The sequence below is a fragment of the Gulosibacter macacae genome (genome assembly GCF_003865375.1).
GTDB lineage: Bacteria > Actinomycetota > Actinomycetes > Actinomycetales > Microbacteriaceae > Gulosibacter > Gulosibacter macacae.
Genome location: NZ_RQVS01000007.1, coordinates 26317 through 51696, shown reverse-complemented (window position 1 = coordinate 51696; position 25380 = coordinate 26317). Strand labels below are relative to the sequence as shown.

Here is a 25380-nt window from a genome sequence, read left to right as displayed (position 1 = left end):
GCCGACGCACCGCCGTCGCACCGGCTGCGTACCGCCGACGCAGCGGCTGCGCGTCTGGCCTGACGCCCACGCCGCTCAGCCCGCCTACCCTCGGCCACTAATCCGCGCGCTTCCGCCTAAACCGCGCGTTGCAGCGCGCGGATTAGGCAGCGACGCGCGGATTAGCGGATCCGCATTCGGGAGCCAGACGGTCTCGCCGCGCCCCGCCGTATTTCGCCGCATCCCGCCGTGCCCCGCCGCAGCACCCACGTTTACTAATACGCGCGCTTCCGCCTAAACCGCGCGCTGCAGCGCACGTATTAGTCGGAAGCGCGCGTATCAGTGGGATGCGGATGTCGGGAGCGTGCGTATTTGCGGGGAAGGCGCGTATTAGCGCAACGCCGCACCGACGAGCGACGCCGCACCGACGAGCGACGCCGCATCGGCGAGCGACGCCGCATCGACGAGCGATGCCCCACCGAGGAACGACGCTTGCTGGGAACGCGCCTCTACGCCAGGTGCTCGCGCAAGAACTCGCCCACCGCCTGCAACTCGGCCAACGTCAGCTCGTGTCCAGCTTGCGGCTCCACAAATTCCACGTGCTCCGTGTGCTGCTCAAGCCAGGGCCCCGTCGCCTCGATCGCCCGCGCCGGAATCACCGCGTCGAGCAGCCCGCGACCCCAGAACACTGGCGGCCGCAGTTCGGCGAGTTCCGCATCCAAGGGCATGGGCCCCTGCGCGACGTAGCCCGACAACAGCACTCCGCAGGCAAACCCGGCCGGGCGCAGACGCCAAGCCTGCATCCCGGTAATCGCCCCCTGCGAGAACCCAACGAACGCGACCTTCGACGCCTCAAGCCCATCGATCGCCTGCCACACGCCCTCGGCCGCACGCGTCGCGCCAGCGTCAACCACACGCGCCGCCTCATCGCTTGAGTCAACCTCACCACCCGAGGGTGAGGGCACGATGCGCAACGGGAACCACTGGAACCCACCCATCCCCGGCACGGGCTCGGGCGCACGCAACGATGCGTACCGAAACTCCTGCGGCAAATACGGGATGAGCCCGGCAAGATCACGCTCATCAGCACCGTATCCGTGCAACAACACAACAAGCGGGGCATCGAGGTTCTCATTGGCGAGGATCATGCCCCTATCTTGCCGGGCGCTCCGTGAACATTTCGTCACGCATGCGGCCGCGCAAGGTAACTACACCTCGAGAGCGCGCAGAGGTGACAAGAATCTTCACCGGCCGCGAACACCGAGAGCACCAGCCAGCCACATGGGGCAGAATCGGCACATGGACGTGCGCACACCTGACCCGGAATCTGGCGGCGGCTGGCTCAGCGATGACGATTTGAGCCTGATTCGGCGCCGCACCCCGATCCTCTACGTCGAAGCGATCCCGGTGCGAGTCGACGGGGCGGGCCGCGTCGAGCACATTGGCCTGCTCCTGCGCGCCAACGACGAGGGCATGATTGCCCGCACCTTCGTGTCGGGCCGCGTGCACTACGGCGAGGCCGTGCGCACCGCGCTCATGCGCCACCTCGAGAAGGACCTCGGCACGATGGCCTTCCCGCAGCTCCCCGCATCGCTCGTGCCATTCACGATCGCCGAGTACTCGCCGCTGCCGATCACCGACCTCTACGACGAGCGACAGCACGCCGTCGCGCTCGTGTTCATCGTGCCGGTGACCGGCGAATGCCAGCCGCGTCAGGATGCACTCGAAGTCACCTGGGTCACGACCGACGAAGCCAAAGACCCCGACCTCCTTGAAGAACTCGAGGGCGGCCGCGGCAAGATCCTGCGCGCGGCGATTGGGCAACTAGGCCGCTGGTAAGCGTGGCTCGCGACCGAAACATCTAGCTCGTTCGCTGACGCGGCGCCGCGAGAGTAAATAGTCACCAACTCGAGACTCCGGTAACGCGCCAGCCAAACCGGTGTGTTGCCTCCGAACACCCTCACAGAACGCGCGGAAAACTCAGCGGACCGGGGGATGCTCATCAGCAACCTGAGGAGGTCGATGATGTCTTCCCAACCCCTGCACGCCCCCGACGATTTCGTCGTCAACCCAGCCGGCCTGATCACGGTCGATGCCACCGGCGATACGTGTCTTGGGCCGCGCCCGGTCACCGAGCCGGTCACCACCACCCACGGCAACTACGGTTCCGGATGCCCGCGGCTCGTCTCGATCGCCGCTGGCACGCAAGGCGTCAACCGAGGCGCCGAGTTCCCGCTCTTCACTGCGCTCACAACGATCGGATCCGCGCCTGATTCGTCGATCAGGCTCGACTGCCTTGAGCCGACTCACGCCGAGATTCGGCACACGAATGATGATGAGTACATCCTCGTGCTCTACGGCCCCGCTGAGACGAGCGGCGGTACCAACGCAGTATTCGAGGATGGGGCCGAGGGCCGCATCCTGCGCACCGCGTACCAAGTGCGACTCGGCGAGCACGGGCATCAGCTCGTGTTCGAGCGCGACGAGTCGTCAGACCACGGGCGACCCTATGGCGGTAGGGAAGGCGGCGAGGGATCGCAGCAGCGCCTGCAACCGGAGCGTTCGAGCGGAGAGCGGCCAGCCGCGTGGAACTACAGCATCAAGCACGAGCCCTAGCGAGTGATGAGGCGAGTCGCGCGCGTGCCAAGTGGAACCCGGCGCGTACCAAGTGGAACCCGAATCGCCGGAAACGCCTGGCAGTGCGGGCATGCGACCAGGGATTTCTTGCGGATCAGGCACGGGGTCGGTTCTGCTTGGCACATTTCCAGTTCCAGTTGGCACAGCGCGGGTTCCACTTGGCGCACGACTCAGTGGCTTAGCGGCGCAGCGGCTCACCGAATGAGCCGCGGACCGTCATCGCGAGGCTCATCGGGCATGATGCCCGGATACCCTGTCTCGCGGAGCGTGCGCAACATGAACCCGCTCGGGTCGGGGGAGGGCCGACGCACCGCATCCTCAAAGATCTCGAAGTCGCGCCGACTCAACTCCACCCAGCCATCGCGCAACCGCTCACCCCAATACCGGTCATCGCGCGTGAGATCGAGCAGGTCGCGCAACGGCCGAATCGGCGCCACCCGAGCCTCGGGTAGCCACTCCACTTCGTGCCGCCACGGCGAGCGCGCATAGCCGCCCGATTGCACCGGCTCTTCGGTCTGGATGCGTCCCGCCTGCACCACCGCACGCAACGGCTCACCATCGGGGTTCGACTCGCGCGGCGAATAGAGCACAACGCCGTCAGCCGCGCGCATCCGTTCGAGCGGCTCGCGCGCACCCCACGGCACCTGGATGCATCCGAGTTCGACGAGCTCGCGCGCCCGGTCGAGTGGCTGAACGACGAGCCAATAGCGAATTGCCACCGGCGCAGCCGAGCCCTGAACCGCTTAGCGGCGGCCGGTGGGCACGCGTTCGTAGATCTCGCCGGCGACGACGAGATCTTGCCACGACATGCCAACCGACTTGTAGACATAGGGACGGTCGCGCGGCAGCGAGACGCCGCGCACGAAGTCCTGCAGATCAGTGAGCGACTCAGGATCGAGCTTGCCTTCGGCCACGGCAATCGCGACATCGCCAGCCTCGCGCAGCGCCGTCGCCTTGTCTTCGACGATGACGTGCGAGCGGCCCATGAGGTCGGCGTCGAGTTCGCGGCGGTCGTTGTTGTGCGAGCCAATCGCGATCACGAGCGTGCCCGGGCGCACTGCCGATCCATCAAAGAGTGGCTTGCCGGCACCGGTCGCGGTCACGACGACCGAGGCCTCGGGAATCGCGACCTGCGGGTCCATGGCCGCACCGATGCGGGCATCCCACCCGTGTTCGGCGGCGTTCGCGGCGAACATCTCGGCTTTGACCTGGTTGCGGCCGGTGACCACAACCTGCTCAAGCGAGGGACGAATCGCCTTGAGCCCGAGCAGATGCGCGCGGGCCTGCGCGCCGTAGCCATAGAGCACGACCTTGCGAGCATCGCGAGGCAGAATCTGGTCGGCGATCACCATCGACATCGCGGCCGTGCGCAGCTCGGTGAGCTCGGCGCCGTCGATGAGTGCGCGCGGCGTCGTCGTTTCGGCATCCATGAGCAGGTAGAGACCCTGGATGCGGTCAAGGTTGCGACGGTAGTTCCCCGGGTTCACCGAGATGAGCTTCGACCCCACCCAGCGCTTCGACTGCGACGGCATGAACAGCAACTGCTTGTGATCAGCGAGCTCGAGGATTTCGCGGGGGAAGTCGTTCGCTGGGTCGACGTCGTGCAGAATCGCCTCGCGCAGCACCTCCATGGCCTGGTGGTAGGTCACGTGCTGACGGATTTCACGTTCGGTGATGTGGGGAATTGTCGTCGTCACGAGCTGCCCTTCGCTGCGAGATCGAGTGCGGCCAACCGAGGCAACAGCGCCCGGTGGTGGGGTTTTGGTGATCCTATCGCGCGGCGGCGACACAGTCCTTGATGTCGCGAACGAACGCCTCAACGGCCTCGGTCGGGGTGTCCCAAGCGGTCATCATGCGCACCGCGCCAGGGATGCCCGCCGGCCCCCAATCGTAGAAGTGCCAGCCGCGCTCGCGCACGGCATCGGCCACACCCTCGGGCAATACCGCGAACACGGCGTTTGCCTCGACGGGGTAGAGCACCGAGCATCCCTCAAGTGCGGCGACAGCCTCGCCGAGTCGCGCGGCCTGGGCGTTCGCGTTGCTCGCGTTCTCGCGCCAGACCTCACCCTCGTAGAGGGCGAGTAGCTGCGCCGACAAGAACCGCTGCTTCGAGGCGAGCTGCAGGTCGATCTTTCGCAGCATCTCAAGACCGACGACCGCCTCGGGATTACGCACCACGACCGCCTCGACCGCGACGGCGCCGAGCTTCGTGGCGCCGAGCGAGATCACGTCGACACCCTCGGTGATCTCGCCGAGCGAAACACCCGCGGCCACCGCAGCATTCGCGAGGCGCGAGCCGTCGCAGTGGACGAGCAGGCCCGCATCCTTCGCTTTCGTGACAATCTCGCGCACCTGCGCGACGGAGTGCACCGAGCCAAGCTCGGTCGTGTTCGAGAACGACACGGCGAGCGGATGCACCGAGTGCACATCGTCTTCATCGACGCGCGTCGATGGGATGGTGCCGGGGTCGAGGCGGCCATCGGTGCTCGGGCGCGGCACAATCTTGATGCCGGCGATGCGCTCGGGCGCCGCGTTCTCATCAGTGTTGATGTGCGCCGATGCCGGTGCCACCACGGCACCCCAGCGCGGCAGCATCGACTGCAACGCAATCACATTCGCGCCGGTGCCATTGAAGACCGGGAAGGCGCGGGCATCAGCACCGAAGTGGCCCTTCATGACCTCCTGCAGGCGCGCCGTGTAGGGGTCGTCGCCGTAGCTACCGACGTGACCGCCGTTTGCTGCGACCATCGCCTCGAGCACCGCAGGATGCGCTCCCGCATAGTTGTCGGAGCCGAAGTCGTATTTCACTGCATCATGAAGCATGGGCATCAGGCTAGCGCTCCCTCGGCTCGGTGCTGTTCAGTTCAGGCGACGCGATCGGCTGCAAGCTCGGCCGCGCTACGTTCACGCCAGGAGATCAAATAGCGACGGTCAAACCGGGGCGCACACTGTGCGCACGAGAGCTTGCCCATGTTCTTTGGTCGCCGAAAGCGCAGCACCTCGTGACCCTGCGGGCAGACGCCGAGCCAGCGAGCATATTCGCGGGCCACCTGGCCCGAATGCGTCCGATCGCCGGTGTAGCCAATCTCGCGGGCCAGGCGTAGCCACTCGGGGCCGTGCCCCGCACCGTGACCGGCAAGTCCGTGCGCAATCTCGTGGAGGAGCGTCTGTCGATTGAACTCATCGCTATTGCGCGTGGCGAGGTGCCGCGACAGGCTGATGCGGCGCTTGCGGTAATTGCACATTCCCGCGCGCGATTTGCCGTGGTCGAAATCAAAATGCCAGCTCGGCCCCAAGTATTGGCGCACGAGAAAATCCCCGAGGTTGCGTAGCTCGGCCAGTCGATCGACTGCATTGCGGCTCTCGACACTGCCGTCACGAAATTCGGCCACGTTTGCCCTCCGATCGAGTCGCGACGATCATGCCCCAAGCCTCCGACATTCGCGAAGGCAGGCGCCAACTACCTACGCGTCGATCGACGTGATCGGCTCTTCGTGCTCATCCGGTTGCGCCGCGCCCTCAATGCGTGCCCGCACGACCTTAATGGCAAAGCGCGTCGAGTTCGTCTGATCAGCCGGGATGCCCTCAGCCTCGCGGTACTTGAGTGCGCGCTCGAAATCAGCGAGTGCATCCTCGTAGCGTTCGAGGTCAAAGAGCACCTTGCCGCGGTGCTGCAGCGCAAACCCGGCCAATTCGCCCCACTCATGCGCGACGGCCTCGTCAACGCAATTCGTGAGCTCTTGCAGGGCGATGTCGAGATTTCCGCGGTACTGCTCGACCTGCGCGCGACGCACGCGTGCCGCGAGTGAGTCTTCGCGCGAGCCGGTGAATCGCGATTGACGGCAGGCCGCCTGCGCGCAGTCGTACGCCTCGTCGTAGCGACCAAGCAGGCGCAGCAGTGCCACACGCTCGTTCAGCGCCGTCAGCGAGCGGAACCGCTCGATCTCTCCGTAACGCGCGGCAGCGGCATCCGGGTCGATGCGCTCACGGAGCGTCTCCGGGTCGTAGCCAAGGATGATCGGGGAGTCAGACACGCCTTCGAGGGTAACGCGGCGCTCCGAGGATGAGGCCGAGGTTGCTCCGCGTGCCGCGCTTCCATCGGGCGTCAGTCGCGACGCACCTGGAAGGTGCCGCGGCCGGGGAGCGGCGAGGACTGTGCATCCGAGTCGGCGAACGGCTCAGCACCGCGTAGCCACTCGCGCGCCGGCGCATCATCCATCACCGAGGCGGCGGGGAAGCCTGCGGCGGCAAGGCGCGACAGTCCCGGCAACTCGAGCGGCGAGGCGGATGCGGCCACGACGATATTGCCGAAGCGTCGGCCTTTAAAGACGGCTGGGTCGGAAATGAGCGTGACCGGCCCAATTGCCTGCCGCATCGTCGCCACCTCGCGGCGCGCGAACGAGAGCGTGTGGCCATCGGCCACATTTGCGAGCGCCACACCCCCGGGTGCGAGCAACTTCGCGACGTGCCCGAAAAACTCGAGGCTCGTCACCTGTGGCGGGGTTTGCGCGCCGGCGAACACATCGACGACCACCGCATCCACCGCCCCCTGCAGGCCGCCGGGTAGTCGCTCGAGCTGCTCACGCGCGTCGCCATAGCGCACGCGAATCGCCGCGTGCGTGGGGAGCGGCGCGACTTTGCGCACGAAATCGATGAGGTCACGCTCGAGCTCGATGACCTGCTGGCGTGAGCCGGGTCGGGTGGCGTCGAGATAGCGAGGGATGGTCATCGCGCCCGCGCCGAGGTGCACTGCGGTGAGCGGTTGCCTCGGCGTGAAGGCGAGATCGAGCACGTGGCCCATATGCCTGATGTAGCCGAACGACAGCTCGGTCGGTTCGAGCAGATTCACCTCAGATTGAGGGGTGCCGTCGACCACGAGCACCCAGCCATTGCCTTCGCGCATGAAGTGCGCGCGGCGTCCCGAGGCGAGCGTGGTGGTGAGCTCGGGGTCGGATGCGGTGGTTCTGCGACGGGCCATCGCACCATCCTCGCATCCGGGCGAGTAGCTGACCGGGTGCTGAAAACTTGCTGAGTGTTCTTTTGATTGATTCAAAAGAACCGCTAGGGTTGGATGTGATGACCATGCTTGCTGAACCCGTCGGCGTCGAGAGCGCCTGGCCCGAGCGCCTGCGCGCGGTCGGGCTGCGGGTCACGCCGCGCCGGGTAGCCCTGCTGGAAGCGCTCGATGCGCATCCGCACGCGCTCGTTGATGAATTGCACGCGGCGGCCGCAGGCGCGGTCGATCACCTCACGAAGCAGTCGGTCTACATCAGCCTCAACGACTTTGTCGTCCACGGACTCGTGCGCCGCATCGAGCCGCCTGGCTCAGCCGCCCGCTATGAGACGCGCACTGCCGACAATCACCACCACCTCGTGTGTGAAGGATGCGGTGCAATCGCCGACGTCGACTGTGCCGTTGGTGCCGCGCCCTGTCTCACTCCCGCCGACGACGCCGGCTTTGTCGTGCACACCGCCGACGTCACCTACCTCGGCCTCTGCAGCAAGTGTCAATCGGCGCAGCGCATGGCCGCAGACAACTCGACCAACCCGACCACCAATCCCCATCCCGAGAACTAAGGAGCATCACGTGACGACGTTTGAATCCAACATCGACCCGACACTGCCGTCGACCCGTCAGAACGGCGCCAACGCCGAGAGTGACCGCAACTCGCTCACCATCGGCTCGAACGGCCCGATCGCCCTGCACGATGTGCAGCTCGTCGAGACCCTGAGCGCGTTCAACCGCGAGCGCGTGCCGGAGCGTAACCCGCACGCCAAGGGCTCGGGCGCCTTCGGTGAGTTCGAAGTCACTGAGGACGTCACCAAGTACACCCGCGCCGACGTCTTCCAGCCGGGCAAGAAGGCCCGCGTGCTGCTCCGCTTCTCGACCGTTGCCGGTGAGCAGGGCTCGCCCGACACCTGGCGCGACGTTCGCGGCTTCGCACTGCGCTTCTACACCGAAGAGGGCAACCTCGACATCGTCGGTAACAACACCCCGGTGTTCTTCCTCCGCGACCCGATGAAGTTCCCGCACTTCATCCGCTCGCAGAAGCGTCTGCCCGACTCGGGCCTGCGCGACAACACCATGCAGTGGGACTTCTGGACCCTCAACCCCGAGTCGGCCCACCAGGTGACCTACCTCATGGGTGATCGCGGTCTGCCCCGCTCGTGGCGCACCATGAACGGCTACTCCTCGCACACCTACGCGTGGATGAACGCCGAGGGCGAGCGCTTCTGGGTGAAGTACCACTTCCACTCGGAGCAGGGCGTCGAGAACATCTCGAACGACGAAGCCACCCGCCTCGCCGGTGAAGACGCCGAGCACCACCGCCGCGACCTGTTCAACGCCATCGAAGAGGGTAACTACCCGTCGTGGAAGGTCAGCGTTCAGGTGATGCCCTACGCCGAGGCGAAGGATTACCGCTTCAACCCGTTCGACCTCACCAAGGTGTGGCCGCACGCTGACTACCCGCTCATCCCGGTTGGTCGCTTCACCCTTAACGAGAACCCCGTGAACTTCTTCGCACAGATCGAGCAGGCCGCCTTCGCACCGTCGAACTACGTGCCCGGCACCGGCATCTCGCCCGACAAGATGCTCATGGGTCGTATGTTCGGCTACGCCGACGCGCACCGTGCCCGCATCGGTACGAACTTCGCGCAGCTGCCGGTGAACCAGCCGATCAACAAGACGAACAGCTACACCTTCGACGGCAACATGCGGTTCGACCACTCGGGCAACGCCCCGGTCTACGCGCCGAACTCGTTCGGTCGCCCCTACTCCGACGAGACCGGCGCAGTCGAGAACTCGTGGGAGGCCGACGGCGAGCTCGTGCGCAGCGCCTACGCCCTGCACGCTGAGGACGACGACTTTGGTCAGGCCGGCACCCTCGTGCGCGAGGTGTGGAACGACCAGCAGCGTGCCGACTTCGTCGAGACCGTTGCCGGCGCACTCGCCACCGTGCGCGAGCCCGTGCTCTCGAACGCCTTCCAGTACTGGAAGAACGTTGACGCTGAGACCGGCGCCGCGATCGAGGCCAAGGTGCTTTCGGGCAAGGCCGAAGAGGGCGAAATCCCCGGCGGCGACCCCGTCAACCCGTAGTCAGCATCCGCTGAACCAGCTCAGGGCCAGCAACTTCGGTTGCTGGCCCTGAGCCGTTTCCGGGTTTGGGGCCGCGAACATTCGGCGGGCGCGCATCCGCCGGTCGCTAGCCTGGAGACATGAGCTTCGCGGATGCGGAGCCAACAGAATTCAGGAGCACACACCGCATGCAGGTCATCATCGTTGACACCCCCGAAGAGGCAGGGCGAGTCGCTGCCGAAGAAGTCGCGAAGGTGATCCGCCGCGTTGGTCCGGGCGTGGTGCTTGGCGTTGCGACCGGTTCGTCGCCGCTCACCACCTACGAGGCGCTCGTCGACATTGTGCGCAGCGAACAGCTCGATCTCTCGCAGGCGTCGGCGTTCGCGCTCGACGAGTACGTGAACTTCCCGGTCGATCACGAGCAGTCGTACACCGAAACCATTCGCCGCACCGTTACCGAACCGCTCGCGCTTGACCCCGCCCGCGTGCACCTGCCGGATGGGCTCGCCGACGACCTTGCCGCCGCCGGTGCCGCCTATGAGCAGGCGATTCGCGAAGCCGGTGGCATTGATGTGCAGATTATGGGCACCGGCTCAAACGGACACATTGGCTTCAATGAGCCCGGTTCTTCGTTCGCTTCGCGTACGCGTCCGGTGAAGCTGGCTGCGCAGACCCGCGAAGACAATGCTCGCTTCTTTGACAGCATTGATGAGGTGCCCGAGCAGGCGATGTCGCAGGGACTCGGCACAATTCTTGACACGCGCACGGTCGTGCTCATTGCTACGGGTGAGGGCAAGGCGGATGCGGTTGCCGGCATTGTTGAGGGCCCCGTGACGGCGATGGTGCCGGGTTCGATTCTGCAGTTCCACCCGGATGCGACGCTCGTGATTGATGCCGAGGCTGCGTCGAAGCTGCAGCACCTCGAGCTCACCCGCGACCTGCGGAAGTAGGTGCGGGGCGCGGGGTCTCGAGTAGGCCGCATCGAGACACCGCGCCCACCTAGAGCGTGAAGAGCTCCTCGCCCTGAGTGACATCGTCGCCAACGCGCGACGACACTATTGATCCGGGCTCGCGGTCGAGCACCGCAATCATCACGGTTGCCGGATATCCCTCGCGGGCCGCTGGCCAGGTCGTCCACCGGGTCACGAGCTGCCCGGCCGAAACCTCGTCGCCCTCGGCCACGTGAGGTTCAAATCCCTCGCCCTTGAGCTGCACGGTGTCGATGCCGAGGTGCACGAGCACGCCGACACCCTCCGCCGTGGTGATCACAAAGGCATGCGGATGCAGCTTCACGAGCGTGCCGGAAACCGGCGAGACGACGTCGAGCTCCGCATCCATTTCTTCACTGCCGGCGGGCTCGATCGCGCACCCGGGCCCGACCATCTCGGCGGAAAATACCGGATCCGCTACATCGGCAAGCGCAATGACGCGCCCGTCGACCGGTGCGATGACCGCGCTCACAGCAGGTCGTCGATGTCGTCGGCGAGGTTGTCGGCCTCGGGGCCAACGACCACCTGCACCACCGAGCCCGCACGCATCACACCGTGCGCGCCAGCGGCCTTGAGCGCCGCGTCGTCAACGAGCGAGGCATCGTTGACCTCGGTGCGTAGCCGGGTGATGCACGCCTCAATATCGGCGATGTTCTCGGCTCCGCCGAGTCCGGCAATGATCTTTTCTGCCTTGCTAGTCATCGGAATGCTCCTCTCGAGTTCCGGGTCAATGTACGTGACTCGGATGGGGGAAATTCGAAGACGACTTGTCGGCGCATTCGCCAAGTGGTATAGATGAGTCTAGACCAGTACAGATGAGCTGGACAACCCTGACGCCGACGTCGAAGGGAGGCACGGAAATGTTGCAAGAAGGCCCAGAGCCGAAATACGCGCAATTGCGCGATCACATCGCTGACATTTCCGTTCCCGGCAAGCTCATCCCCTCCGAGCGCGACCTCATGGAACGCTTCGGCGTCTCCCGCGGTACCGTGCGCAAAGCCGTCGACGAACTCGTCGCTCTCGGTGCGCTCAAGCGCGTACAGGGCAAAGGCACCTTCGCCACCGAGCCGCGCGTCGAGTCAAACCTCCACCTCGCCTCCTTCACCCAAGACATGCGGCGCCGCGGGCTCGTGCCGTCTTCACGCATCCTCGAACTCGTGATCAAGCCGCTCGGCCACGAAGGTGGGCGTGCGCTCGGGCTCGACCCCGACTCGGATGCGTGGCACTTGCGTCGCATTCGCATCGCCAGTGGGCAGCCGCTCGCCCTCGAAGAAGCGCGCTATCCGGCGGCCGCGTTCCCCAAGCTCGACAGTTTTGACCTCGGTGAGCGCTCGCTCTACGAAGTCTTCGCCACCCACTACGACACCGTCATCGACACGGCCGAGCAGACCCTCTGGGGTGAAGCCGCCGACGCCGACCTCGCGCGGCTACTCGAAGTGCCGCCGATGAGTCCGCTCCTCGTATTTGAACGCGTCTCGAGCACGCGCGGCCGCGCCATCGAATACATCCGCTCGTACTACCTCGGCGAGCGCTACCAAGTGCACATGTCACTCACCGCCGACAACGGCACCACCTAAATCTCTGTCCCTATCCATCCCCCTAGAGAAAGGACGGCAGCCATGACCTCATCGGATGCCGCAACGCAGAAGAAGAAAATCAATCTCGCGCCGATCCAAAAGTTCGGCGGCTCACTCATGCTGCCCATCGCATCCCTGCCGGCAGCAGCACTGCTTCTGCGACTCGGCCAGCCCGACTTGCTCGGTGCTGACGGTCTTGGCTGGGGGCCGGTGGCGGATGTCATCGGCGCAGCGGGTAATGCGCTGTTCGCTAACCTGCCGCTCCTGTTCGCTATCGGTGTTGCCATTGGCCTCGCCAAGAAGGCCGACGGATCGACCGCGCTCGCGGCGCTCACCGGTTACCTCGTATTCAAGGGCGTCGGCGATGCGATGAGCCCGGTCATCCTCGGCAAGGCGGCCGAAGGTGACACGCAGCAGCTCATCAACTACGGCGTGCTCGGCGGCATCCTCATGGGTCTCGTGAGTGCATGGCTGTGGCAGCGCTACCACCGCATCAAGTTGCCCGACTACCTCGGCTTCTTCGGCGGACGTCGCTTCGTACCAATGGTCACCTCACTCGCGGGCATCGTCATGTCGGTGCTGCTCTCGTTCGTCTACCCGGCCTTCAACGCTGGCCTCACCGCCGTCGGTAACTGGGTGGCGCAGAACGAAGTGCTCGGTGGTTTTGTGTACGGCACGCTGAACCGTCTGCTCATCCCGCTCGGCCTGCACCACATCCTCAACAACCCGCCGTGGTTCCTCATTGGTGACTTCACCGGCGCCGACGGCACCGTCTACCACGGTGACATCGCCCGCTTCCTCCAGGGTGACCCCACCGCAGGCACCTTCATGTCGGGCTTCTTCCCGATCATGATGTTCGCCCTGCCCGCTGCCGCCTTCGCGATCTACCGCGCAGCAAAGCCCCAGCACCGCAAGGCGGTCGGTGGCATCATGCTCTCGGTCGCGCTCACCGCATTCCTCACGGGTGTCACCGAGCCGCTCGAGTTCGCGTTCATGTTCGTCGCTTGGCCGCTCTACGTGATCCACGCGGTGCTCACCGGTCTCTCGCTCGCGATCACGAACCTGCTCGATGTGCATATGGGCTTCGGGTTCTCTGCGGGATTGTTCGACCTGGTGCTCAACTGGAATATCGGCACGAATCCGTGGCTCATCCCAGTCATTGGTCTCGGGTTCGCGGTTGTGTACTACTTCCTGTTCACCTTCGTGATCCGCAAGTGGAACCTGCGTACGCCCGGACGTGAAGACACCGACGAGGTTGAAGCGCCCACAGCGCCGTAATCTCACCTTGTGGGCCGGTCGTGCGCGCGCGACCGGCCCACAAGCATCCGCTGAACACCTCAAGCAAGGAGCGCTGCATGGCGGTCATGATCACATCGACACGGATGCTCGTTGACGCGCCCGCGGCACCGCGGCTTGCTGAGGGCTGGGTTGAAATCGAGGATGAACGCATCGTCTCAGTTGGCCTCGGGTCGCCGCCGCGGCAGGCCGATCTCGCACTCGACGGCATCCTCGCGCCCGGCTATGTCGATGTGCACGCCCACGGTGGCGGGGGAGCGGCGTTCGACACGACCGACCCGGCCGATATCGACACGGTCGTTGCCGCGCATCGCAGCCATGGCACGACCTCGCTCGTCGCGAGCCTCGTGACTTCGCCGATTGATCGGCTTGAGACGCAGGTGTCATTGCTCGCGAATGCGGTCGAGCGCGGAGTGCTCGCCGGCACCCACCTCGAAGGGCCGTGGCTCGCACAGGCGTTCAAGGGCGCCCACGACCCGGAGCAGCTGCGGGATCCGTTGCGTGCTGATGTGGAGCGGCTGCTTGCGGCCGGTCGTGGCACGGTCAGGATGGTGACCCTCGCGCCAGAGCTGCCCGGTGCGCTTGAGGTGATGCCGGTCTTCGTCGAAGCCGGGGTGGTCGTGGCGGTCGGGCATACGAGCGCCGATTTCGACACCGCGCGCGAGGCGATCGAGCGGGGCGCACGGGGAGCAACGCACCTCTTTAACGCCATGCCGTCGTTGCATCACCGTCGCCCGGGGCCCATCTTGGCGCTTTGGGAAGACCCGCGCGTGACGCTCGAGATCATTGCCGACGGCATCCATCTGCGCCCCGAGTTGGTCGCCTGGGTGATGCGCACGGCACCCGGGCGGGTGGCACTGATCACGGATGCAATGGCCGCGGCGGCCTGCGGCGACGGCGAGTATTTGCTCGGCGACCTTGAGGTGACGGTGCACGAGGGCGTCGCGCGTTTGCAGGGCACGGAGACGATCGCCGGGTCGACGCTCACGCTTGATCGCGCCGTGCGCACGGCGGTAGCGGTGGGCGTTTCTCTGCCGGATGCGCTCGCGGCTGCGACTGCGGTGCCTGCCGACTATCTCGGGCTGGCCGAGGTCGGACGCATCGAGCCAGGTCGATATGCCGACCTCATCGAACTCGACGACGACCTCGAAGTTCGCCGAGTCATCTACCGGGGCAGCTAAGCAGGCGCGCGCTCACAGCATTTAGGCATTGGCCTCGCAAGTTCGCGACTGTACAATTTTCTGTACAGGAGGCCACCGTGAAGACCATGAGCTACACCGAGTCGCGAGCGCGCTATGCCGAGGTGCTCGACAGCGTTACCAACGATCGCGAAGAAGTCATCATTACTCGCGCCGGACACGAACCCGTAGTCATCGTTTCTCTCGCTGACTACGAGTCACTCCGCGAGACCGCCTACCTGATGCGGTCGCCAGCGAACGCCCGACGACTGCTTGACGCCATGGAGCGGCTCGAATCTGGCGGCGGAAACCGCCACAACCTCATCGAGACCGACTGACGTGCTGCTCGTCTGGGATGAAAACGCCTGGGATGATTACCTCTGGTGGCAACGCCAGGATCGTCAGGTGCTCAAGCGCATCAACCTGCTCCTCACTGATATCGCCCGGAACGGCAATGAGGGCATCGGAAAGCCGGAACCGCTCAAGCATGACTTGGCTGGTTACTGGTCACGACGCATCACCGATGAGCACCGGCTGATCTACAAGATCCACGGCGAAGAGATCCGCATCGCCGCCTGTCGCTACCACTACGGCTAGTTAGGGTCTCGCGTCTCGCAGGTCTCGCCTCTCGCGGCGGTCTCGCTCCGTCGCTGCGCTCCTACTCTTCGAGGGCCTCAGGGCACCGCTCGACCACCCAGAAACCGGTCGGTCGAGCGATCAAGGCAGTTGATACTTATCGGTTGCGGGGTTCACCGCATCCATGCCGCCGAATAGGCGCCAGCGGTTCAAGAAGCCGCGCTCCTTGCCGATCTTCGACGGCAGCCCATGACCCGGGTAGAACACCGTCTCATCCGGGAATCGGCGGAAGATGCGCTCGACGCAATCGGTGAGCAGCTGCTCGTAACGCTCCTGGTCATCCCAGGTGTTGCCGATACCACCGGGGAAGAGCGAGTCGCCGGTCAAAATGCGCGCCGCCTCATCAGGTTGACGAATCACCACCGCAATCGAGCCCGGGGTGTGACCGCGCAGGCCAATGAGTTCGAGCGTCGTTGAGCCGAGCTCAATCGTGTCGCCATCGACGACGCGGCGGTCGGTTGGCACTGGAATGTCGTCAGCGTCATCGGCGCCAGCGATCGTCGGCACACCGAGTGCGTCGCGCACATCGGCGAGTGCTTGCCAGTGATCAGGATGCGAGTGGGTCGTGAGGATGCCCACCGGCTGCGGTTCGGGGCGGCCGGCCTCGGCGGCACGCTCGCGCGCCACCTCGACCAAGTCGAGCACGTAGGGGGCCGCGTCGGCCGCGTCAACGATGAGCGTCGCGCCCGTGGCCGTGTCGACCACGACATAGCAATTGTTCTCGAAGTCGTTGAGTTCGGCGAAGTGCAATTCGATGCCGCCGAACGCATCGAGCTGAGGGATGAACGGATGCGTCATAGTGCCACGGTAGCGGGTCGTGCTTCGAGGGCCTCAGCACGCGGGGAGGGGGGGGCTCAGCACGCGGGGGACGCGGGCTCAGCACGCGGGGAGGGGGCCTTAGCGCGCGGGCGCGGGCGACACGCCCGGGAAAACGCTCAGGGAATGGGGCTGGACACGCGCGGCGGGGAAGCATACACTGGGTGTTTGCGCTTCGTCGCTCCTTGCCCTCATATTGCGGTCGGCTTGGCAGTGCGGTTCTTCAGTCCCTCGCCACCGTCCAAACAAGGATGTGTTGAGCAGACTACCGCAGTGCCGGACGGCGTGGCCATCCTCACGAATCGAACGCGAGACCGTCCCGCCTTTGGCGCGGGACTGTGGAGGTAATTTCCTTGGCTGCTGCGAGCAACGCATTCACGCCCAAGTCCGGTCGCCAGGCGCACCGGATTTCCTTTGCCGAAATTGCGGACACCCTTGAGGTTCCCGATCTTCTGGCGCTGCAGACCGCATCCTTCGACTGGCTCGTCGGTGACGACGACTGGAAGGCGCAGGTCGCATACGAGCTGGCTCAGGGTCGCACCGACGTTGCGACCGCATCCGGCCTCGACGAGGTCTTCGAAGAGATCTCGCCGATCGAAGACAACGCGGGCGTCATGCAGCTCACGTTCCGCAACCCCTACCTCGAGCCCGCCAAGTACTCGATCGACGAGTGCAAGGAGCGCAGCAAGACCTACGCCGCGCCCCTCTACGTCGAGGCCGAGTTCATGCGCTTCGAGACCGGTGAAATCAAGACCCAGACGGTCTTCATGGGCGACTTCCCGCTCATGACCGACAAGGGCACGTTCATCATCAACGGCACCGAGCGCGTCGTCGTGTCGCAGCTCGTCCGTTCGCCTGGTGTCTACTTCGAGCAGACCCCTGAGAAGAACTCCGACACCGATGTCTTCTCGGCCCGCATCATCCCCTCGCGCGGTGCCTGGCTCGAGTTTGAGGTTGACAAGAAGGGCCTCGTTGCCGTTCGCGTTGACCGCAAGCGTAAGCAGTCGATCACCATCTTCCTGCGCGCCATCGGCCTCACCGAAGAAGAAATTCGTATGGAGTTCGCCGACTACGAGACCGTGCTCGACACGCTCGCCAAGGACGACCCGAAGATTCAGACGCAGGAAGACGCCCTCCGCGACATCTACAAGAAGCTGCGCCCGGGCGAGCAGGTGGCCTCGGAGGCCGCTCGCGCCCTGCTCGACAACTTCTACTTCAACCCCAAGCGCTACGACCTCGCGAAGGTGGGCCGTTACAAGCTCAACCGCAAGCTCGGTCTCGAGGCGCCCATCAGCGACTCGGTGCTCTCGGTCGAAGACGTCGTCGCGACCATCAAGTACCTCGTTGCGCTGCAGCAGGGTGACAAGACGATCACCGGCACCCGCAACGGTGGCGAGATTGTTGACATCCCGCTCGACATCGACGACATCGACCACTTCGGTAACCGTCGTATCCGCGCCGTGGGTGAGCTCATCCAGTCGCAGGTGCGCACCGGCCTCAGCCGGATGGAGCGCGTCGTGCGCGAGCGCATGACCACGCAGGAGATCGACTCGATCACCCCGCAGTCGCTCATCAACGTGCGTCCGGTCGTTGCGGCGATCAAGGAGTTCTTCGGCACCTCGCAGCTGTCGCAGTTCATGGACCAGAACAACCCGCTCGCGGGTATCACCCACAAGCGTCGTCTCTCGGCGCTCGGCCCGGGTGGTCTGAGCCGTGAGCGCGCCGGTGTTGAGGTGCGTGACGTGCACGCCTCGCACTACGGCCGTATGTGCCCGATTGAAACCCCTGAAGGCCCGAACATTGGTCTGATCGGCTCGCTCGCGACCTTCGCGCGCATCAACGCCTTCGGTTTCATCGAGACCCCCTACCGCCGCGTGCGCGACGGTGTGGTCACCAATGAGATCGACTACCTCACCGCAGCCGAGGAAGACGAGTTCGTCGTAGCGCAGGCCAACGCCCGCATCGACGCCGACGGCCACTACCTCGAAGACACCGTGCTCGTTCGCCGTAAGGGCGGCGAGGTTGAGCTCGTCGAGCCCGCCGAGGTCGACTACATGGATGTCTCGCCGCGCCAGATGGTGTCGGTGGGTACCTCGCTCATCCCGTTCCTCGAGCACGACGACGCCAACCGTGCCCTCATGGGTGCGAACATGCAGCGCCAGGCAGTGCCGCTGCTGCGCTCGTCGTCGCCGATCGTCGGTACCGGTATGGAGAGCTACAGCGCCATTGACGCCGGTGACGTCGTCACCGCGGTCAACGCCGGTGTGGTCACCTCGGTTTCGGCTGACCAGGTCATTGTGCAGACGGATGAGGGCGGCTCGGAGTCGTACTTCCTCCGCAAGTTCCAGCGTTCGAACGCCGGCACCTGCTACAACCACCGCGTCATCGTCAAGGCTGGCGAGCGCGTCGAGGTTGGCGAGGTCATCGCTGACGGTCCCGCGACCGAGAACGGCGAGCTCGCACTCGGCAAGAACCTGCTCGTGGCATTCATGCCGTGGGAAGGCCACAACTTCGAAGACGCGATCATCATCAGCCAGAACCTGGTGAAGAACGACGTCCTCTCGTCGATTCACATCGAGGAGTACGAGGTTGACGCCCGCGACACGAAGCTCGGTAAGGAAGAGATCACCTCTGACCTGCCGAACGTCTCGCAGGAAATGCTCAAGGACCTCGACGAGCGCGGCATCATCCGCATCGGTGCTGAGGTGCAGCCCGGCGACATCCTCGTCGGTAAGGTCACGCCGAAGGGTGAGACCGAGCTCAGCGCTGAAGAGCGCCTACTCCGCGCGATCTTCAACGAGAAGAGCCGCGAAGTTCGCGACACCTCGCTCAAGGTGCCCCACGGCCAGGCCGGTACGGTCATTGGCGTCAAGGTGTTCGACGTTGAGGCCGGTGACGACGAGCTCGGCTCGGGCGTGAACCAGCGCGTCATCGTCTACATCGCCCAGAAGCGCAAGATCACCGAGGGCGACAAGCTCGCGGGCCGCCACGGCAACAAGGGTGTCATCGCGAAGATCCTCCCCGAAGAGGACATGCCCTTCCTCGAAGACGGCACGCCGGTCGACATCATCCTCAACCCGCTCGGTATTCCGAAGCGCATGAACTTCGGTCAGGTGCTTGAAACGCACCTCGGCTGGGCTGCCATGCAGGGTTGGGACGTCGAGGGTGAGCCCGAGTGGGCTCGCGCTCTGCCCGAGGCTGCCTACCACGTTGAGCCCGGCACCAAGGTCGCCACCCCCGTCTTCGACGGCGCCACGCAGGAGGAGCTCCAGGGTCTGCTCGACTCGACGCGCACCAACCGCGACGGCGTTCGCCTCGTTGACGCAACCGGTAAGACCCGCCTGTTCGATGGCCGCTCCGGCGAGCCGTTCCCGGACCCGGTGGCCGTCGGTTACATGTACATCCTCAAGCTCCACCACCTCGTCGACGACAAGATCCACGCTCGTTCGACCGGCCCCTACTCGATGATCACCCAGCAGCCGCTCGGTGGTAAGGCGCAGTTCGGTGGCCAGCGTTTCGGTGAGATGGAGGTGTGGGCGCTCGAGGCATACGGCGCGGCGTTCACCCTGCAGGAGCTGCTCACCATCAAGTCCGACGACATCGTGGGCCGCGTGAAGGCCTACGAATCGATCGTCAAGGGCGAGAACATTCAGAAGCCGGGTATTCCCGAGTCCTTCCGAGTGCTCGTGCGCGAAATGCGCTCGCTCTGCCTCAACGTCGAAGTACTCGCGACTGACGGCACCACGCTCAGCCTCGAGGACAACGACGACGACGCCTACCGCGCCGCCGAAGAACTCGGCATCAACATCTCGACCCGGTTCGAGTCGGCTTCGGTCGAGCAGATCTAAGAACCCGGTACTGAGAACGCGTTTGGATTAGGGAGAATTACGAATTGATCGACGCAACTAAGTTCGCCAGCCTCAGCATCGGGCTCGCGACCGCCGATGACATTCTGGCGTGGTCAAAGGGCGAAGTGAAGAAGCCCGAAACGATCAACTACCGCACGCTCAAGCCCGAGAAGGATGGCCTTTTCGGCGAGCAGATCTTCGGCCCCTCGCGGGACTGGGAGTGTGCTTGCGGTAAGTACAAGCGAGTGCGCTTCAAGGGCATCGTGTGTGAGCGCTGTGGTGTTGAGGTGACGAAGTCGTCGGTGCGCCGTGAGCGCATGGGCCACATCAACCTCGCCGCCCCGGTGACCCACATCTGGTACTTCAAGGGCGTGCCTTCGCGCCTTGGCTACCTCCTCGACATGGCGCCGAAGGACCTCGAAAAGGTCATTTACTTCGCCGCCTACATGATCGTTTCGATCGACGAAGAGGGTCGCCGCGACGACCTCGGTGACCTCGAGCAGGAACTCCGTCTCGAACTCGACAACCTCGGCAAGCAGCGGGATGCTCGCATCAACGACCGCCTCGCCGCGCTCGAATCCGAGATTGCCGCGCTCGAAGAGGAAGACGCCACCGCCGACCAGAAGCGCAAGGCCAAGGACGCCGCCGAAAAGGAAATGGCGCGCGTTCGCAAGGACTTCGACGCCGACATCACGCAGGTGGAGCGCGTCTTTGACGCCTTCAAGAACCTCACCGTGGGTGAGCTGCGTGCCGACGATGCCGACTACGCCGAGCTCGTCGACCGCTACGGCGACTACTTCGAGGCCCACATGGGTGCCGAGGCGATCCAGCGTCGCCTGCGCGACTTCGACCTCGAAACCGAGTCGGAACTGCTCCGCGAGCAGATCGAGACCGGCAAGGGTCAGAAGAAGATCCGCGCCATCAAGCGCCTCAAGGTGGTCAACGCCTTCCTGCAGACCGAGAACAAGCCTGAAGCGATGGTGCTCGACGTCATTCCGGTGATTCCGCCGGAACTGCGCCCGATGGTGCAGCTCGACGGTGGCCGATTCGCCACGAGTGACCTCAACGACCTCTACCGTCGTGTGATCAACCGCAACAACCGCCTGCGTCGCCTGCTTGACCTCGGTGCCCCCGAGATCATCGTGAACAACGAAAAGCGCATGCTCCAGGAAGCTGTTGACGCGCTGTTCGACAACGGTCGCCGCGGTCGTCCCGTCACCGGCACCGGTAACCGTGCCCTGAAGTCGCTCAGCGACATGCTCAAGGGTAAGCAGGGTCGTTTCCGCCAGAACCTGCTCGGTAAGCGCGTGGACTACTCGGGCCGTTCGGTGATCATCGTTGGTCCCCAGCTCAAGATGCACCAGTGTGGTCTGCCCAAGCAGATGGCACTCGAGCTCTTCAAGCCCTACGTCATCAAGCGCCTCATCGACCTCGGCCACGCCTCGAACATCAAGGCCGCCAAGCGTTCGGTGGAGCGTGCCAAGCCTGAGGTTTGGGACGTGCTCGAAGAGGTCATCCGCGAGCGTCCGGTGCTGCTCAACCGCGCACCGACCCTGCACCGTCTCGGTATTCAGGCGTTCGAGCCGCAGCTCGTTGAAGGTAAGGCCATCCAGCTTCACCCGCTCGCCTGTGCTGCGTTCAACGCTGACTTCGACGGTGACCAGATGGCAGTGCACCTGCCGCTGTCGGTTGAGGCTCAGGCCGAGGCGCGCATCCTCATGCTCGCATCGAACAATATCCTCAAGCCCTCGGATGGTCGCCCCGTGACACTGCCTTCGCAGGACATGGTTGCCGGTCTTTACCACCTCACCTTCCTCCGCGAAGATGCAGTGGGCGCCGGCCGTACCTTCTCGTCGATCGCCGAGGCGATCATGGCGAGCGACGAGGGCACGCTGCACCTCAACGCACCGGTGACGATCCGTCTCGAGGGTCTCTCGTTCCTGCCCGGTCAGGAGCCCGAGGGCTTCGTCGACGGTGAGCCGTTCGGTCTTGAGACCACGCTCGGCCGCGCGATGTTCAACGAGCTGCTCCCCGAGGACTACCCGTACCTCGAGGACAACATGACCAAGGGTCGTCTCTCGGGCGTCGTCAACTACCTTGCCGAGCGTTACGACAAGGATGTGGTGGCCGCCACCCTCGACCAGATCAAGGACGCCGGTTTCTACTGGGCCACGCGTTCGGGTATCTCGCTGTCGATTGACGACGTCGTTGTGCCCGACACGAAGGCCGCGATCGTTGCCGAGACCGAGAAGAAGGTTGCGGCTCTCCGCGACGACTTCGCAATGGGTCTCATCTCGCAGGGCGAATACCGCGAGAAGACGATCGACCTCTGGGAAGACGCCACCGACCGCGTGGCTGAAGACACCCGCGAGCAGTTCCCCGACAGCAACTCGATTCACCGCATGGTGACCGCAGGTGCGAACGGTAACTGGCTGCAGGTGCGTCAGATCGCCGGTATGCGCGGTATCGTCGCCAACCCGAAGGGTGAGAAGATCGCCCGCCCGATCATCCACTCGTACCGCGAGGGCCTCACGGTGCTCGAGTACTTCTCGTCGACGCACGGTGCCCGTAAGGGTCTTGCTGACACCGCGCTCAAGACGGCTGACTCGGGTTACCTCACGCGTCGTCTCGTTGACGTCTCGCAGGATGTCATCATCCGCGAAACCGACTGTGGCACCCGCAAGGGTCTGCTGCTGCCGATCGCGCAGACTGATGAGTCGGGCGAGGTCGTGCTCGCCGACAACGTCGAGAACTCGGTTTACGCTCGTACGCTCGCCGTCGATGTCAAGGATGCTGAGGGCAACGTCCTCGGTGCCGCTGGCGAGTCGGTCGGTGACGTGCTCATCGAGAAGTTCGTGGCTGCGGGCATCCGCGATGTGTCGGTGCGCTCGGTGCTCACCTGCGAATCGCAGGTCGGTGTCTGCGCCAAGTGCTACGGCCGTTCGATGGCTGCCTCGAAGCTTGCCGACCTCGGCGAGGCCGTCGGTATCATCGCGGCCCAGTCGATTGGTGAGCCCGGCACGCAGCTGACCATGCGTACCTTCCACACTGGTGGTATCGCTGGTGCGACTGACATCACCCAGGGTCTGCCCCGTGTGCAGGAACTCTTCGAAGCGCGTACTCCGAAGGGTGCGGCTCCGCTTGCGAAGGTCGCCGGTACGGTCGAGATTCAGGACACCGAGCGTCAGCGCAAGATCATCCTCACCCCCGACAACAAGGACGACGAGGTGCTCACCTACCCGGTGACCAAGCGCGCCGACCTCCTCGTTGAAGAGGGCCAGCACGTTGAGCCGGGTACCCAGCTCGTTGAGGGTCCGCTCGACCCGAAGGATGTGCTCGAAGTGCTCGGTGCCGCTGCGGTGCAGAAGTACCTCGTGCAGGGCGTGCAGGGTGTCTACAACAGCCAGGGTGTGCCGATCCACGACAAGCACATCGAGGTCATCGTTCGCCAGATGCTCCGCAAGGTCACGATCAACGACTCGGGCGACACCACCATGCTCCCGGGTGAGCTCGTTGACCGTCAGCGCTTCCAGGCCCAGAACCGTCAGGCCGTCACCGAGGGCCGCAAGCCCGCATCGGGCCGTCCCGAGGTGATGGGTATCACGAAGGCGTCGCTCGCGACCGAATCGTGGCTGTCGGCCGCATCGTTCCAGGAGACCACTCGCGTCCTCACCCAGGCCGCGATGGAGCAGAAGGTTGACCCGCTGCTCGGTCTCAAGGAGAACGTCATCATCGGTCGCCTCATCACCGCCGGTACCGGTCTGCCGGAATACGGCGAGCAGATCGTCGAGCCGACCGAGGAAGCCCGTGCGGAGAGCTACCCGTACCAGGCAACCGAGGCCATCGACTACGAGCAGGACCTCTCGTTCGCTGACTTCGACGCATTCGGAACTGACGCCGACTACGGCATCACCTTCGACTAGTCGAACCAGCTAGCCAAGTCACCACTGGGGCCGTTCCTTCGGGAGCGACCCCAGTGGTGTTTCGATGGATGCATCTGGAGTGAACCCGGCGAGGTTCCGCGTGCTAGCCCCACCTCGCTTCTACAGTGGGCGACATGAGTGACGAGAACCGCACAACTCCGCAGCCGTTCGATGACGGACCGCGCCCGGGCGCCGGTGCTGACCAGAACCCTTTCGACCACGAAAACGCGGACGTCGTCAACACTGTGCGTGACGAAACGCCGACCACGCAGGAACAGTTCGAGCAGGGGAGCGAGGTCAGCGCATCCGAGCGTTGGGCCGAAGCGCAGCTTGCCGCTGAATCGAATGCCGCGGCTGACGCCGAAGTAGACAGCGACCGCGCGCGTCTCGATGAGGCGCTCGAGCGCTCCCGCACGATTCCACTCGATGGCGACCTCGACACCGAGTCGAGTTACCGCGACGAACCGCTGTCGGCAGAGCCAAGCGAAGCGGATGCATCCGCGTCGCTTGCGAGCGAAGACGCACGCGTCGCCGAGACTGGCGCCGTCGAAGATGAGTCAGCAACGACGCTCGCCGAAGAGCGCGCCGCGAGCGAACGCATCCACGATGACGCGCACGTTGCCCCGGCAGCGGCCGCGACCACCGTTGCGGCAACCACCGCCGCGACGACGACTCGCGACGTTGACCGCACCGAAGATCGCAGTAGCGACCGCACCGTCGACCGCACCGTCGACCGCACCGTCGACGGCACCGACGACTCGGATGTGTTTGCCCCGCTCGGCATGAGCACGACCGAAGGCCTGCTCGTCAAGCCCGACAAGCGCAGCAACCGGGGCCTGGGCCTGCTCATGACGATCATCGCGACGCTCGTGTTTGCCGCCGGCTACGCCGGGCTCTTCTCGCTCGCGCGCGTGATTTACGCACCGGGTGCGGTCTTTATGCCGACTGCGACCGCCTTCATCGGCACCGCTCCCTTCTATGTCGCCGTGGCGGTCTTCTTTGTGGGCCTGCTCATCTGGGCCCTCCTCGCCAACCGCGCGCGCTGGTGGAGCTTCGTGCTCGCGGCACTCGTGCTCAGCCTCCTCGTGTTTGGCGGCTACCACCTCGGCGTCGCCGTGCAGGAGCTCATCAACACCGGTGCCTGGTCAAACGAGGTGCTGCTCGCCTCGCTGCGGGCGCCCGAACACCTGCCGGGTGCGCTCATTGCCTTCATCGTCGCGAACCAGGTCATTACCTGGCTCGGCGGCCTCATCGCCCTGCGCGGCCGCAAGCTCACCCGCCTCAATGATGCTGACTACGCCGAGTACGAGCGCCGTCGCACCGAAGAACGCGAAGCCAGCAAGGCTGCCGTCTAAGCAACCTCCCCAAGAGCCTCGGTGCGCATGATTTCGTGCATCGAGGCTCTCGGTGTGCATCCCCGCGC

At 64.8% G+C, this 25380-nt stretch carries 23 protein-coding genes; 13 read left to right on the top strand and 10 right to left on the bottom strand.

The features are described 5' to 3' along the window. Positions 1-488: 488 nt before the first annotated feature. The gene (locus EG850_RS06955; protein ID WP_124971907.1) at positions 489-1127 is read right to left on the bottom strand and encodes an alpha/beta hydrolase; all 639 of its coding nucleotides are present in this window, start codon (positions 1125-1127) and stop codon (positions 489-491) included. Between the two features lie 151 nt (positions 1128-1278). On the opposite strand from EG850_RS06955, the gene EG850_RS06950 reads away from it, so the two are divergent. Both EG850_RS06950 and EG850_RS06945 read left to right on the top strand, forming a co-directional pair. Then, positions 1279-1818, top strand: coding sequence for a DUF4916 domain-containing protein (locus EG850_RS06950; RefSeq protein WP_124971905.1), 540 nt, complete (start codon positions 1279-1281; stop codon positions 1816-1818). Positions 1819-2004: 186 nt separating this feature from the next. After that, the gene (locus EG850_RS06945; protein WP_124971903.1) at positions 2005-2595 is read left to right on the top strand and encodes an FHA domain-containing protein; all 591 of its coding nucleotides are present in this window, start codon (positions 2005-2007) and stop codon (positions 2593-2595) included. A gap of 215 nt (positions 2596-2810) precedes the next feature. Here the strand turns inward: EG850_RS06945 and EG850_RS06940 are convergent, their stop codons facing one another. The 6 genes from EG850_RS06940 to EG850_RS06915 all read right to left on the bottom strand — a co-directional run bounded on the left by EG850_RS06940 (position 2811) and on the right by EG850_RS06915 (position 7594). After that, the gene (locus EG850_RS06940; RefSeq protein ID WP_124971901.1) at positions 2811-3335 is read right to left on the bottom strand and encodes an EVE domain-containing protein; all 525 of its coding nucleotides are present in this window, start codon (positions 3333-3335) and stop codon (positions 2811-2813) included. A 24-nt stretch (positions 3336-3359) separates the two neighbouring features. Beyond that, complete coding sequence (locus EG850_RS06935) at positions 3360-4313, bottom strand: ornithine cyclodeaminase family protein (RefSeq protein WP_124971899.1); 954 nt, start codon at positions 4311-4313, stop codon at positions 3360-3362. A gap of 73 nt (positions 4314-4386) precedes the next feature. Next, on the bottom strand, positions 4387-5439 hold the full coding sequence (locus EG850_RS06930) for a threonine aldolase family protein (protein ID WP_328588375.1): 1053 nt from the start codon (positions 5437-5439) through the stop codon (positions 4387-4389). Positions 5440-5480: 41 nt separating this feature from the next. Next, entirely contained in the window at positions 5481-6008 is a 528-nt protein-coding gene (locus EG850_RS06925) for a SprT-like domain-containing protein (protein ID WP_124971896.1), read from the bottom strand. A 72-nt stretch (positions 6009-6080) separates the two neighbouring features. Next, complete coding sequence (locus EG850_RS06920; RefSeq protein ID WP_124971894.1) at positions 6081-6650, bottom strand: tetratricopeptide repeat protein; 570 nt, start codon at positions 6648-6650, stop codon at positions 6081-6083. A gap of 71 nt (positions 6651-6721) precedes the next feature. Further along, complete coding sequence (locus EG850_RS06915) at positions 6722-7594, bottom strand: spermidine synthase (RefSeq protein ID WP_124971892.1); 873 nt, start codon at positions 7592-7594, stop codon at positions 6722-6724. Positions 7595-7692: 98 nt separating this feature from the next. Here EG850_RS06915 and EG850_RS06910 point away from each other — a divergent pair, with 98 nt between their 5' ends. The 3 genes from EG850_RS06910 to nagB all read left to right on the top strand — a co-directional run bounded on the left by EG850_RS06910 (position 7693) and on the right by nagB (position 10644). Further along, positions 7693-8193: a Fur family transcriptional regulator gene (locus EG850_RS06910; protein WP_124971890.1), complete on the top strand. Its 501-nt coding sequence runs from the start codon at positions 7693-7695 to the stop codon at positions 8191-8193. A 10-nt stretch (positions 8194-8203) separates the two neighbouring features. Next, positions 8204-9715 (top strand): catalase, encoded by a 1512-nt coding sequence (locus EG850_RS06905; protein ID WP_124971888.1) that lies wholly within the window; start codon positions 8204-8206, stop codon positions 9713-9715. Positions 9716-9882: 167 nt separating this feature from the next. Continuing rightward, positions 9883-10644, top strand: a complete 762-nt coding sequence (gene nagB, locus EG850_RS06900) for a glucosamine-6-phosphate deaminase (protein ID WP_124971886.1) — start codon at positions 9883-9885, stop codon at positions 10642-10644. 49 nt (positions 10645-10693) lie between these two features. Here nagB and EG850_RS06895 read toward each other — a convergent pair whose 3' ends face one another. Both EG850_RS06895 and EG850_RS06890 read right to left on the bottom strand, forming a co-directional pair. Then, on the bottom strand, positions 10694-11155 hold the full coding sequence (locus tag EG850_RS06895; protein ID WP_124971884.1) for a PTS sugar transporter subunit IIA: 462 nt from the start codon (positions 11153-11155) through the stop codon (positions 10694-10696). Then, positions 11152-11385 carry a glucose PTS transporter subunit EIIB gene (locus tag EG850_RS06890; RefSeq protein ID WP_124971882.1) on the bottom strand — a complete coding sequence of 78 codons (234 nt, stop codon included), beginning with the start codon at positions 11383-11385 and terminating at the stop codon, positions 11152-11154. The genes EG850_RS06895 and EG850_RS06890 overlap by 4 nt, the downstream gene beginning before the upstream one ends. Before the next feature lie 113 nt (positions 11386-11498). Between EG850_RS06890 and EG850_RS06885 the strand changes: the two genes are divergently transcribed. From EG850_RS06885 to EG850_RS06865, 5 genes are all read left to right on the top strand, one after another. Further along, complete coding sequence (locus tag EG850_RS06885) at positions 11499-12260, top strand: GntR family transcriptional regulator (RefSeq protein ID WP_214609527.1); 762 nt, start codon at positions 11499-11501, stop codon at positions 12258-12260. Between the two features lie 42 nt (positions 12261-12302). Further along, entirely contained in the window at positions 12303-13538 is a 1236-nt protein-coding gene (locus EG850_RS06880; RefSeq protein ID WP_124971880.1) for a PTS transporter subunit EIIC, read from the top strand. Positions 13539-13615: 77 nt separating this feature from the next. Further along, on the top strand, positions 13616-14737 hold the full coding sequence (gene nagA / locus EG850_RS06875; RefSeq protein WP_214609526.1) for an N-acetylglucosamine-6-phosphate deacetylase: 1122 nt from the start codon (positions 13616-13618) through the stop codon (positions 14735-14737). A 77-nt stretch (positions 14738-14814) separates the two neighbouring features. Next, complete coding sequence (locus EG850_RS06870; RefSeq protein ID WP_124971878.1) at positions 14815-15072, top strand: type II toxin-antitoxin system Phd/YefM family antitoxin; 258 nt, start codon at positions 14815-14817, stop codon at positions 15070-15072. Between the two features lies 1 nt (position 15073). Next, on the top strand, positions 15074-15331 hold the full coding sequence (locus tag EG850_RS06865) for a Txe/YoeB family addiction module toxin (RefSeq protein ID WP_124971876.1): 258 nt from the start codon (positions 15074-15076) through the stop codon (positions 15329-15331). A gap of 120 nt (positions 15332-15451) precedes the next feature. Here the strand turns inward: EG850_RS06865 and EG850_RS06860 are convergent, their stop codons facing one another. Then, positions 15452-16168 (bottom strand): MBL fold metallo-hydrolase, encoded by a 717-nt coding sequence (locus EG850_RS06860; RefSeq protein ID WP_124971874.1) that lies wholly within the window; start codon positions 16166-16168, stop codon positions 15452-15454. 371 nt (positions 16169-16539) lie between these two features. Between EG850_RS06860 and rpoB the strand changes: the two genes are divergently transcribed. From rpoB to EG850_RS06845, 3 genes are all read left to right on the top strand, one after another. Then, positions 16540-20034, top strand: a complete 3495-nt coding sequence (gene rpoB, locus EG850_RS06855; protein WP_124971872.1) for a DNA-directed RNA polymerase subunit beta — start codon at positions 16540-16542, stop codon at positions 20032-20034. A gap of 44 nt (positions 20035-20078) precedes the next feature. After that, positions 20079-23957 (top strand): DNA-directed RNA polymerase subunit beta', encoded by a 3879-nt coding sequence (locus EG850_RS06850; RefSeq protein WP_124971870.1) that lies wholly within the window; start codon positions 20079-20081, stop codon positions 23955-23957. 134 nt (positions 23958-24091) lie between these two features. Then, positions 24092-25312, top strand: a complete 1221-nt coding sequence (locus EG850_RS06845; RefSeq protein ID WP_124971868.1) for a hypothetical protein — start codon at positions 24092-24094, stop codon at positions 25310-25312. Positions 25313-25380 lie beyond the last annotated feature (68 nt).

What these genes read in the sequence shown, in the direction of transcription:
- EG850_RS06930 (WP_328588375.1), bottom strand. Translation starts at nt 5,439, where the DNA reads ATGCTTCATGATGCAGTGAAATACGACTTCGGCTCCGACAACTATGCG.
- EG850_RS06945 (WP_124971903.1), top strand. Translation starts at nt 2,005, where the DNA reads ATGTCTTCCCAACCCCTGCACGCCCCCGACGATTTCGTCGTCAACCCA.
- nagB (WP_124971886.1), top strand. Translation starts at nt 9,883, where the DNA reads ATGCAGGTCATCATCGTTGACACCCCCGAAGAGGCAGGGCGAGTCGCT.
- EG850_RS06880 (WP_124971880.1), top strand. Translation starts at nt 12,303, where the DNA reads ATGACCTCATCGGATGCCGCAACGCAGAAGAAGAAAATCAATCTCGCG.
- nagA (WP_214609526.1), top strand. Translation starts at nt 13,616, where the DNA reads ATGGCGGTCATGATCACATCGACACGGATGCTCGTTGACGCGCCCGCG.
- EG850_RS06885 (WP_214609527.1), top strand. Translation starts at nt 11,499, where the DNA reads ATGAGCTGGACAACCCTGACGCCGACGTCGAAGGGAGGCACGGAAATG.
- EG850_RS06845 (WP_124971868.1), top strand. Translation starts at nt 24,092, where the DNA reads ATGAGTGACGAGAACCGCACAACTCCGCAGCCGTTCGATGACGGACCG.
- EG850_RS06890 (WP_124971882.1), bottom strand. Translation starts at nt 11,385, where the DNA reads ATGACTAGCAAGGCAGAAAAGATCATTGCCGGACTCGGCGGAGCCGAG.
- EG850_RS06910 (WP_124971890.1), top strand. Translation starts at nt 7,693, where the DNA reads ATGACCATGCTTGCTGAACCCGTCGGCGTCGAGAGCGCCTGGCCCGAG.
- EG850_RS06860 (WP_124971874.1), bottom strand. Translation starts at nt 16,168, where the DNA reads ATGACGCATCCGTTCATCCCTCAGCTCGATGCGTTCGGCGGCATCGAA.
- EG850_RS06915 (WP_124971892.1), bottom strand. Translation starts at nt 7,594, where the DNA reads ATGGCCCGTCGCAGAACCACCGCATCCGACCCCGAGCTCACCACCACG.
- EG850_RS06955 (WP_124971907.1), bottom strand. Translation starts at nt 1,127, where the DNA reads ATGATCCTCGCCAATGAGAACCTCGATGCCCCGCTTGTTGTGTTGTTG.
- EG850_RS06950 (WP_124971905.1), top strand. Translation starts at nt 1,279, where the DNA reads ATGGACGTGCGCACACCTGACCCGGAATCTGGCGGCGGCTGGCTCAGC.